Source organism: Helicobacter pylori SA221C (genome assembly GCF_000476855.1).
In the GTDB taxonomy this organism is placed as follows: Bacteria; Campylobacterota; Campylobacteria; order Campylobacterales; family Helicobacteraceae; genus Helicobacter; species Helicobacter pylori_DK.
Window position 1 is genome coordinate 1 of record NZ_CBPT010000024.1, and the last position, 10914, is coordinate 10914.

Below are 10914 nucleotides of genomic sequence, written 5' to 3' on the forward strand. Positions count from 1 at the left end.
CCGATATTTTTCTCTTCCTGGTTGATGGATCTGGATAAATTTAAGCTTTCTTCTATTGATAAAACATTTTGATGAATGTATTCATCGGATATTTGACTAATTTTACTTTTTATGTTTTTAATTAGCGGTTTCCTAAAAGCATTTTTTATTGTTTGTGAATCCGCTGTATACAGGTTGCATGTATTGATATCACGATAGAATAATGGGACAAGTCCTTTTTGTATGGTTTGTATTTCGTATTGAACGATTTGTTTTTTGGCATTCTTTGAGAAACAATTTACTTGTTGGTTATCCAGTGTTAGCTCAATCTTATTCCAGTAAGTGTCCCAGTTAATATATTCTTTAGGTTGCCAACTTCTGACAGATATAAAACTATAGAATGATGTTGGTCTCAGGATATGTCTGTATTTAAAATTAGATAAGTAGTTTTCATTAAGAATATCTAATAATTTTTGTTTGTTTTTGCAAATTTCAAGCATTGTTTCTGTAAAGGAATTTGTGATTATTTTTGAGTAGAGATGCGGTTGTATAATAGTTTTATTAGATGATATTCTATTATGTGATTGATAATGACTTAATTTTCTATAGCTTACCCTAAACTCATCGCTACCATCATTAATCACAAATGGGTAGAGAAAACTTTTGTTCCTAACCTCGCCACCCTGTAACCCAGAAATAATACTTCTCCTCTTATTGTCAAGTGTGTTGTTATTGATAAGCTCTTGAACTGGTTCAATAAATAATGTGGCCTCAACATCTGTTATAGTGTTGTCAATAAGACCAGAAGATGTTTCTTTGAATGTAAATAATGTCTCAAAATCTAGTATTACTGGTAATCCATCAGAGACTAACAAGTTTTCTAGATGGATGTCGGTAAGATTTAATGTTGCAGAAACAGCCATTAATTCTGCAACTCTTTTGTAAAAAAACTCTATATCCTTTACATCAGGGTCATACTCGATATAGTCAGCTACATTTAGTAAGTCCGATTGCCAATATACACTTTTCTTTTTTGTGTGTATATTTAATATTTTGCATACATCGTAAAATACTTTTGATGGGTCTGTTAGTGAGGATTTAATAAAAAATTTTCTGTTTTTTTTGATTGTTACTAGTATGGAAGTAAAAACGAGCGAATGCAAATCACTAAACTCTACTTCAATGCTCTTAATATCGTTTTTACAAGAAATAATCTTGGATAGCAAGAGTGCTTCTATTGATTTTTCTATAGTATTTTTTGTTAGGATAGTAAAATTGACAAGGTTTGAGCGAACTCTGTTTAAAATACCAATTTCATGCAGTTTGTTTAGAATTATTTTTGTGTCGTTAAAGTAGTATTCATATGCGTTGGGAATTTTATTTTGCTTAGCATCAAATATTAGTTTAGCAATGGTCGGAACTAAAAAGAACTCCATTCGTCTGAAAAGTATATATCTATACCTAGATATATACTTTTCTATAGATACAATTTCTTCAATGTCGAACCAATTGTTGAAGAGAGTCTCATACAATCTTAAACGATTTAGTTCTGTATCTTTCTTCATTGAGCTCACTTCAGCCAGTCACAAGTTCCACTAGCACAACAAGCCGTAGAATCTCCAAAAAAGAAATGAGTCTCAATAATATCAAAACTAATTTCATCTAATCCAGTGTAAAAGTTTTCTAATTCCATAATTTACCTCCGGTTTTTTGCTTAAACTAAAACGATACAAATTATATCATTAGAGATGAATAATTATTATAAAAGTAATATCAGTAATAAGTATTGTGTGTAGATAATTTACGCTAGAATAGGGAAAAACAATATTGATAAATATAAGCCCCCTAGTGTCAGCTTTAGCTGACGATAAATATCAAACTAGAGCGTAGCTATAGTTCACCGATTACATGGGACTTGTAAGGCAATATCATGTGGTTTTTTATTTAATGGTATTTATTGTTTTAAAAAGTTAAATTTTAAGAAAAAATAACAATAAAAGTGAATTTTTAAATGAAATGATAGGTTGGAGGTCATGGAATGTTAAAAGATTATTGGGAGTGTTTTAATTTTTTAACTTACAATGATTATGAAGAATGGAGCAATGGGGAAGATTTTTATAATTTCATTTTTCCTAATTGTGAGAGCAAGGGTGAAATGAATAAGGATTTTTCTAAGCCAAATGCTGTGTTTTTGTATAAAGACTTAAAGACAACTCTAAATGATACCGATAAACCCACTTTAAAACGCCGTATAATGCTTAAAGACACTTGGGGCGATGATTATGCCGAATTTGTTTTAGAAAACGATTTAACGCTATGTAGTGGCTTAAGTTATAGGGGTAGGCATAATGACTTAGCCCATGCCCAGCAAATGAACGCTTTAATTTTTGATTTAGATGGGGTAGGGTTAAAAGAAATTACTGCTTTTTTTGAAGTGGTTAAATATTGTGAAAAAAATGAGCCTAACAAATATTTTTGGCCTATACCTAGACCGACCTTCGTTGTTTTAAGTGGGGTGGGTTTGCATGTGTATTATGTGTTTGATAAGCCTATAGATTTATTTCCAAATATCAAACTCCAGCTTAAAGCCTATAAATACGCTCTTACATTCAATATTTGGCGTTATAAAGAGACTAGCAAAGAGAAAGAAACCCAATACTAATCTATCAATCAATCTTTTAGAATGGTAGGGAGTATTAACGAAAAGCATGGCAATAAGATTATAGCCTTTAAAACAGGCGATAGAGTGAGCTTAGAATACATGAACCAATATGTCAAAGAAGACAAGAGAGTGGATATTTTAAAGCGTTTAAGACCAAGCAAACACACTTTAGCAGAAGCTAAACTCAAATTTCCTGAATGGTATGAAAAAGTCATTATTCAAGGCCAAACAAGTGAGAGAAAGAAATGGTGCATTAAAAGAGATGTGTATGAATGGTGGAAAAAGCGTTGCAAAGAGCCTAAGGGAGGGCATCGCTATTTTTTTATGATGTGCATGGCGATTTATGCTTACAAATGCGATATATCCAAACAAGAGCTAGAAAAGGATATGTTAGAAGTTTTTGAAAAATTAAAAGATATACCCCACACTAACTCTCTAACTAAGCGAGATGTTTATAGTGCTTTAGAGAGCTATGATAAGGGATTGGCTTGTTTTAAGATTAAAGATATTGAAATCCTTACAGCCCTAAGAATTGATAGGAATAGGCGAAATTGTCAAACCCAAGAAAATCATTTAGAAATAGCAAGGGCTATAAGAGATGTTAAACAGAGCCGACAGGGAAAGACTTGGAATAATAAAGATGGTAGACCCAGCAAACAGAATGCGGTTTTGCTATGGCGTATCAAAAACCCACAAGGCAAAAAAATTGATTGCCATAAGGAAACAAATATAGACCCAAAAACCATTCGTAAGTGGTGGGACACTTACACACCAAACTAGAATTAGTCTCAATACGAGTAAAACCTATGCTAAGAGAGTAGAAGTGAAACAGACTATTTAGAAAAGAAATAGCTAACCATTTCATTGAAATTGTCTTGACTTTGCAAAATGGTGTCTTTCAAGTAGCCTTTTGTGTTGTCATATTCTTTGATGCCTTTGTAGTAAAAGGCTTTGTGTTCGTTTTCTATGATGAAAGGCATGATATTGTTTTTCAAGCATTCTTTGAACATCACTAATCGCCCCACCCTACCATATGCCATCACTAAAAGGGTGTATCTTTTCAAAAGCCACATGAAAATCTATGATGTTTTCCAAACTCACTTCAAGGTTGCGTTGGTAATTTTTCATAAGATTTGTCAATTCGCTTTCAACTAATTTAGGTCTTGTTGTGGCACTATTGCCTACAAAATTAGGATGTTTTTTGAAACCACCAATAACTTCATCAGAACAGTTCTTTTTCAAGATTTTATGTAAAGTCTTGAAGTATTCTAAACTCAAAGGTTCTTGATAGCTTTCAAGCAAGTAATTCACGCATTCAAAATGATTGATAGTTTCAAAAATATCATCAAGTTTGATATTGGCGTTTTTTTCAGTTATGAGAACGGATTTATCAAAAATATGAGCGGTTTGTTCATAAGTCAAACCGCTTCCTTCAATGCGATTGGAGTTGTAAGAAAATTTGATTTGGATCAGGTGGTAAATGCCATTTTTGATAGCATTCTTTCTTTCGTGATTCAGTTTTTCTATGAGTTTAGTTAGCATGCATCTGTCTTTTCACCGATAATATTTCTTGAACCAATTCTTCAAGTGCTCATGATTTTTTGACAGAAAAATTTGCCGCTTGTCTTTCTTTCAAAATGGCAGCGTATCGCTCAATCTTTTCTAGTTCTATTTTTTGGCAGTTCTTAATGATGCCAACTAGAGCGTTAGCGTCTTGTTCTCTCATAGCATGCATGTATTCGCTTCTAGCGCTTACTTCAATCACAAAGGGCGTTAAATTAGCTTTTATGGTTTGGTAGAACATCAAGGCTCTTCCTGTGCGGCCATTGCCATCACTAAAAGGGTGGATCTCTTCAAATTCTATGTGGTGTTCTGCTATCTTTTTTATTTTTTCTTCACCGCTCAAATTCAATAGCGCTTCATCTTGTATTTTCAAACACAGATCATTGATTCTGGGTTGCACCATTATTGGACTTGCAGTCGGTTTTTTAGCCCCTATGATCTCATTATAAGTGGTTTTGAATTTTCCAAAATCAGGCAGGATATTACGCATCAAAACAGAATGGAAATGGCCAATCAAATGTTCATCTATGATCTTATCTCTCTCTAAAAATTCTAAAATAAGGGGAACAAAATTGCGATAATTTTCTATCTCATGCACTTCATCTAAGCTCACCGACTTGATAGGGGTCTTTCTGTCTATTAAGATACTCATCGTATCGCCCAAAGTTAGGTTGTTGCCCTCCATAGCGGAGTTGTGGTGCGCCATGCGAATGGTCAGATCCATAGCGTAATCATCAAATTCTAACAATTCTTTATAATCCATCACTTTGTCCTAGTATCTAAATTTAGTCAAATGCATCTGTCTTTTCACCGATAATATTTCTTAAACCAATTCTTCAAATGTTTCTCATTTTTAGCGATGAAAGGTTTGAGCAGTTTGTCAGGTTTATCCACATCTTGGATAGAGATTTGGATTTGATTATCATTCAATTTGACAATGTTAGTGATTTTCAAGTAGCTTGTTATCCCATCAGGGAATTGATCCACATTGTTGTTAGTGATATTGATCGTTTTGCCTATGTATTCTGAAAACTCTTTGATAGGCTTGTTAGTGATAGGGTGGATATTAGGCGTGAAAGTTTCAATTTCTTGCAACAGATTGTCTTTTTTGAAGGTGAAGCCTTTACTGACATACAAAAGTTCTAAAGCATATCGTTTGTCAGATACAGGGATTTTTTGCGGTTCACTTTTTCGGTTAGGGAAAGAAACATGCATGAAGAATTGGTTTTTTTCTTTAGTGATGTTTTCAACTTTTAAAATAACCCCATTAGGGTTTTCAAAAAGAGATCCCATCAAACTTTTCAAATCCATTTCCCTAACTTCTAGGGTTTCTTTAGAGCGTTTGATAATGCCTTGTCTTTTAATATCCCACGCTATGAGCTTGATGTCTCTTTGAGCGCGTTGCTTGCCGGCTTGTTTTTGTTTCTTATTTTCGCCTTCAGGCAATTGCTCAAAATAAAAATCAATGTGGGTTACCTTGCGCTTGTCATAACTTCGGCGTTCTTTTTTATAACTCAAGTGTTCAAAAGGATAGATTTTATGGAGTTCTTTGAGAGCTGGAGTTAAGACTTTTTGATCGATGTTTTCCATTTTGTAATCTTTTGGAATGTCTAAAAGCTCCCTGAATTGAGTCCATTCCACGCTTAAAATCCCTGTGCTTTTGTATTGCTTGAGCAAGCGATAGAGCGTTTTAGCGTATTTGCCTCTCACTCTTTGAAATTCCAAGAGATTGAAAGAAGTGTATTGACCCATGCCTAGATTGTTGAGCAGGTATTGATAGTTATCATTGAGTTGGATTTCCAAATACTTTAAATCTTTACTCGGTTTGTTCAATTCAATTTTACACCGACTAAAAAGCATGTAATTTTCTTGAATGATTGAAGTTTCTGTTTCGCTAATTTTCCAAAAATCAGCGGTTTTGATGCTATCCCACAGCTTGATGACCACTTCTGATAAGCGCTCATTAGAAATATCTATGTTTAGCATGCGTTTTAAATCTTGCGGTTCAAAACGAATGAGGGTATTCCCTTGATCTTTAAGCCTTTGAAAAATAGCGAATAAAAGATTGGCTTCCCTTTCGCTCAATTTCCCTAGATTGACCTTATTAGCGTTGTTGTGGTAGGTGATATAGGTTTTATCTTTAGGGGTGCTAACCATTAAATCTTTGCATGGTGTGGGGGTTGTTTGTGGCGCTTTTGTTGGTGTGGGTTTTTCTTTTTCAAACTCATTTGATAGATTTTCTGTAATTTCTTTGAATTTTTGATTAAAACCGCTCAAAATACTTGGAGTGATCTTGTCTATGTAAGTTTGTATTTTTTGTTTTTGTAGTTTAACTTGTGGGGTTTGTGGGAGTGTGTCTAATTCTTCTAATAATTTTCGTAATTCCAATTCTTGTTTTCTAATTTGTTCAAAATTCGTATTCATGGGCATTTGAGCGCCTTTTAATGCTTATTTTTCAAAAGACGATATAATAACAGGAGTGAAACCCTTAAAAGTCTTGGCGGACTTATAAGGGTTATTAAAACGCTAAGGTTTTAATATAGTGGCTGTGTTAAGATTACCACTAAAATCACTACTATCAAAAATGCTTTCATGGTGTGCCTCCTAACGGAGCCACCCGCTACAAACTCCCAACCCACTAGCTTTTAAAGCTAATTTCTCCAAATTTGTTAACACTAGGATTAGCAACCATGTTACACCGCCTTAGGTTGTTATTGTAGCTAAAAATTGTTAATAATCATAACTTTAAAATAAAGAAGTTCTGTTAGTGTTGGCAAGAAGTTCTGTTAGTGTTGGCAAGAAGTTCTGTTAGTGTTGGCAAGAAGTTCTGTTAGTGTTGGCAAGAAGTTCTGTTTTATTCATTTTCATCCAAAAATGAGAAACCCTACAGCTTCGTTATTTAGGGGGTTGCAACCCCCAATCCCTCACATGCGCGCGCATGGTAAAACATGTAAAAAACAGCATGCTGTTTAAAACATGTAAACAAAACAACGCGCATGACGCGCTACATATTTTGGGGTTTTTTAGGCTGACGCCAGGCTTGCGCTATCTTGTTTGATTTTGCTTGCGCAAAAACAGCTTCGGCTAACGCCTACGCTTTCAAACTGCGATGCACTTTTGTCCATGCTCGCTAACGCTTCGCTTGTGCGGTTTTGTAGGGGTGGAATGGCTAACTCAAGTTATATGCGCTTTTAGATGCTATCCAAGTGAGATTGGCTAAATGGTTAGCGACTAGAAAGGGAAAGAAGTTTTTTGAATTTTGAAGTTAGCTTTCAACTAAAAACAAAATACCCCAATAATGAGCTAAAAATAGCCTTATTTCATCGTTTCATTCAAAAACTGATGATTAGGTTGGATTAGAGTTGAAAATTCATTCTAGGCGATTTTAAGAAGAAATTTGTCTAAAACAACTCACTATGGCTACCTAACCTAAGCAACCAAAGAGTGTTATTTTTGACCATATAAACCAACAAAACATCAGGTCTAATGTGGCATTCTCTACAAGGATACCACTCGCCTTTTAATATGTGGTCTTTATGCTTTGGAGCTAGTGGTTTTTGTTGTCTTAATTCTAAAACCACTTCATCAAGTAGCTTACTATCAAAGCCATTTTTGAGATACTTTTTGTAGTCTTTTCTAAACATATTGTGGTATTCAATATCCAGCATGTATTTCTCTTTTTAACTCATTTGTAAGATCATCTAAACTATCAATTTTTGTAAAATTAGCCCCACTCTCTACATCTTTTATCGCTTGTAAAGTCTCTAAATTTTTAGTTTTTTTCTCTTCTTTCTTAGCTTGAGAATATTGCTTTTTAATCTCTTTCATTTGTGTTTTAATTTCTAAAACCTTATTTTGATATTTAGCTAATTGTTTTTCTAATTTGCCAAGCTCTTTATAAAAATTAGCCCCCATTTCTACATCTTTCAACATCTTATTTCCTTAATTCAATCAATCATAATAACCCAATTATATCTAAATTAACCAAATCTATGCTAAAATAAAAATAATAGGGCAAGCATACCCTTTGTATATACAAATGGACAGCGATATAAAATCGCTTTAGCTCGCAGTGGGGCAAACCCCCCTTGACCCCCCTAAATCATATTAAGGGATAGCCAAAAAAACATGGAAAAGCTTGTTACAAAAAAAACGATTACAAAAATTTTAAGATTATCACAAACAGAATGGCAAACTATCCAAACTCAGATGCAAGAAAAAAATTTAAACTTTTCTCAATTGGTTTTAAACTCCCTTTTAACTCAAAACTCACAAACTCTAACAAAATTTAAAAAACAAAAAGCGATTGTCAATAAAGAGCTAATCATTGAATTGGCTAAGTGGGGAAACAATTTAAACCAAATCGCTAAACATCTCAACACTAATAAGGGGGTATGGGATAGATTAGGTTTAGAACAACTCATAGAAATTAGTCATCAATTAGAACAAATAAGATTCAAGTATGTTAGTTAAATTTTGGGGGACTAATCAAGGGGGCGGTGATGGTGATGGGAGCGTTAATTACTTGCTTAATGAAAGAGTAAAGCAAGGCACAGCTAAAGTTTTAAAAGGCGATGCTAATCTAACTAAAAGCCTTTTACTCTCTCTTACTCAAAAACACAAGGCATGCGTAGGGTGTTTATCCTTTGAAGAGCCTAACATTAATGAGAGTCTAAAATACGAACTTATGGAAAGCTTTGAAAATGCTTTACTTACACAAGAAATGCAAGGGCGTTATAACATTTTATGGGTAGAACACACAGACAAGGGGCGTTTGGAGTTAAATTTTGTTATACCCAAAATTGATTTAGAGAAACAAAAAGCGTTTAACCCTTACTATCACAAAGTGGATTTAAAACGCATTGATACATGGAAAGATTGTATCAACATAAAACACAATTTTACAAACCCCAAAGACCTAGAAAAACAGCACAACATACAACAACACCAAACTAAAAACCCTCAAAATAAAGAACTTTTAAAAACCTATGAAAAACTAGACAAGCTTATACAAGACAACTTAGGAAAGCTATTTAACAGCCGAGCTGACATCATCAATTTTTTAAAGGCTAATCAGTGTGAAGTTACTAGACAAGGCAAGGATTATATCAGTGTCAAGCTACCAAACGAACCTAAAGCCAAACGATTGAAAGGATTTTACTACCATGAAACATTCAGAACTATTGCAGACATTAGAAACCAACTTAGTGAAGCTAGACAGCGAGAAAGCCAAAGAGAACGCTCAAATTCTCACACAACTAACGACAACCATGCAGAACTTTTGCGAGAGCTTGAAAACAAGCTACACAGACACATTGAATACAAACAGCAATACTATAAACAACTACTTGAATTTAATTCAAAAGAACCACGAGAACCTAAAGAACAGCTACCTAGAGTTAGAGAGAACCAACAAGAAATACAAGGAAATTATACAAGAGAATTTACAAGAGATAAAGAGACAAGTTCGCAACAATTTAACCGAGAGCCTAGCCAAGAAAACCTTAATACCAATCCTAACTTTTATAGGGGGAGTAGTAATCATGGGATTATTGATATTGATTTATCACAACATTACAACACCCCCAACCAAAGACCAATTAGAGCATTCATTCAAAATGAGAAAATTAAAACAGAAAATAGAGGAATTAGAGCAAGAGAACAAAGTATTCAAGGAATTTTACCTACAGCACAGGAACGAGAATTAAGGGAAAGCAATGCAGAACGAACACTTAAACAAGCTACAGAACGCTTTAATCAACGAAATAGAGAACTTGCAGAACGACAAGAACGAGTTATTAACCACGCTAGAGAAAGTTACAGCAGAATTTCAAAGGCTAAGCAAGAATTACGAGAGCTTAAAGACAGAAACATTAAGCTTGAAAGAGAGCTACGAAACGCTACTTCAAACACACAACACGCTACTAAAGAAATTTCAATCCTTAGAAACGACAGAGAGAGCCGAATTAAAGCAAGTGATACAAACCTTAGAGCAGAAAGAAATCACGCTCAAAAACGATTTACAGACAATGTGCGAACAGATTTTACAACAAGAATTACAGAGCACTCAAATCAAAGAGCAAGAGACTTCACAAGCTCAATACAAAGAATTGAAAACACAATTAGAGATTTTAGAAACAACGCTCAAGCAAGAGTTAGAACAATCTTACACAACCTTTATGCAAGAACACGAGACGCAATTAACACAATTAAAGACATCTACAGAAACGCAAAAGAACGAATTAGAGACCTCTTTCAACGAGCAGATGAACGACTTTCAAAACGAATGGAACAAGAAACAAGAGAGCTTCATGCAAAAACAACACAGCTGGATAGAAAGATTAGAGAACACAATCAAAAAATAGAAAACGAGAGAAATTATAGTCGTGGGTATGGGCGGTAAGTCGCTTTAATATTGTTGCTTCAAATATAATTCAGAAAATAAGCCCTGTTTCTTTATAAGGGTTTCAAAGTTGCCCTGTTCTATTAGTTTGCCTTGATCTAAAACGATAATTTCATCAGCTTGCTTGACACTATTCATGCGGTGTGTAATGATTAAAGCCATCTTAGATTGCGATTTTTTAAAAATAAAATCCAAAAACTCTTTTTCTATAATGGGGTCAATAGTACTGCTTGGCTCATCTAAAACAACACAATGACTTGGTTTTAAAAAGGCTCTTATAGTGGCTATGCGTTGCTTTTGACCCAGA

The 10914-nt window shown here is 34.1% G+C and carries 7 protein-coding genes and 3 pseudogenes; 3 read left to right on the forward strand and 7 right to left on the reverse strand.

What is annotated here, in order from left to right; translation table 11 throughout:
• On the reverse strand, positions 1 to 1544 hold a 1544-nt coding region (locus QU01_RS07625; RefSeq protein ID WP_033763337.1), incomplete at its 3' end, for a DUF4135 domain-containing protein.
• 473 nt (positions 1545 to 2017) lie between these two features.
• Between QU01_RS07625 and QU01_RS07630 the strand changes: the two are divergent.
• A pseudogene (locus tag QU01_RS07630) lies at positions 2018 to 3421 on the forward strand (hypothetical protein).
• A gap of 53 nt (positions 3422 to 3474) precedes the next feature.
• Here the strand turns inward: QU01_RS07630 and QU01_RS07635 are convergent.
• The 5 genes and pseudogenes from QU01_RS07635 to QU01_RS07655 form a co-directional block, all read right to left on the reverse strand.
• Positions 3475 to 4183 (reverse strand): annotated as a pseudogene (locus QU01_RS07635) (Fic family protein).
• A gap of 49 nt (positions 4184 to 4232) precedes the next feature.
• The gene (locus tag QU01_RS07640) at positions 4233 to 4967 is read right to left on the reverse strand and encodes a Fic family protein (RefSeq protein ID WP_033763338.1); all 735 of its coding nucleotides are present in this window, start codon (positions 4965 to 4967) and stop codon (positions 4233 to 4235) included.
• A 44-nt stretch (positions 4968 to 5011) separates the two neighbouring features.
• Positions 5012 to 6634, reverse strand: a complete 1623-nt coding sequence (locus QU01_RS07645; protein ID WP_033763339.1) for a replication initiation protein — start codon at positions 6632 to 6634, stop codon at positions 5012 to 5014.
• Positions 6635 to 7605: 971 nt separating this feature from the next.
• Entirely contained in the window at positions 7606 to 7872 is a 267-nt protein-coding gene (locus QU01_RS07650; protein WP_033763340.1) for a type II toxin-antitoxin system YafQ family toxin, read from the reverse strand.
• Positions 7859 to 8137 carry a hypothetical protein gene (locus QU01_RS07655; RefSeq protein ID WP_033763341.1) on the reverse strand — a complete coding sequence of 93 codons (279 nt, stop codon included), beginning with the start codon at positions 8135 to 8137 and terminating at the stop codon, positions 7859 to 7861. The genes QU01_RS07650 and QU01_RS07655 overlap by 14 nt, the downstream gene beginning before the upstream one ends.
• Positions 8138 to 8332: 195 nt before the next feature.
• Here QU01_RS07655 and QU01_RS07660 point away from each other — a divergent pair, with 195 nt between their 5' ends.
• Both QU01_RS07660 and QU01_RS07665 read left to right on the forward strand, forming a co-directional pair.
• Positions 8333 to 8677 carry a plasmid mobilization protein gene (locus QU01_RS07660; RefSeq protein ID WP_033763343.1) on the forward strand — a complete coding sequence of 115 codons (345 nt, stop codon included), beginning with the start codon at positions 8333 to 8335 and terminating at the stop codon, positions 8675 to 8677.
• Positions 8667 to 10607, forward strand: coding sequence for a relaxase/mobilization nuclease domain-containing protein (locus QU01_RS07665; RefSeq protein ID WP_033763344.1), 1941 nt, complete (start codon positions 8667 to 8669; stop codon positions 10605 to 10607). Before QU01_RS07660 ends, QU01_RS07665 begins: the two co-directional genes overlap by 11 nt.
• Positions 10608 to 10613: 6 nt before the next feature.
• On the opposite strand, the pseudogene QU01_RS07670 reads toward QU01_RS07665, so the two are convergent.
• Positions 10614 to 10914 (reverse strand): annotated as a pseudogene (locus tag QU01_RS07670) (ABC transporter ATP-binding protein); the annotation flags it as partial.

Bases quoted from the DNA above. Each gene is read 5' to 3' on its own strand.
- QU01_RS07665 (WP_033763344.1), top strand. From the start codon at position 8,667: ATGTTAGTTAAATTTTGGGGGACTAATCAAGGGGGCGGTGATGGTGAT.
- QU01_RS07645 (WP_033763339.1), bottom strand. From the start codon at position 6,634: ATGCCCATGAATACGAATTTTGAACAAATTAGAAAACAAGAATTGGAA.
- QU01_RS07660 (WP_033763343.1), top strand. From the start codon at position 8,333: ATGGAAAAGCTTGTTACAAAAAAAACGATTACAAAAATTTTAAGATTA.
- QU01_RS07640 (WP_033763338.1), bottom strand. From the start codon at position 4,967: ATGGATTATAAAGAATTGTTAGAATTTGATGATTACGCTATGGATCTG.
- QU01_RS07655 (WP_033763341.1), bottom strand. From the start codon at position 8,137: ATGTTGAAAGATGTAGAAATGGGGGCTAATTTTTATAAAGAGCTTGGC.
- QU01_RS07650 (WP_033763340.1), bottom strand. From the start codon at position 7,872: ATGCTGGATATTGAATACCACAATATGTTTAGAAAAGACTACAAAAAG.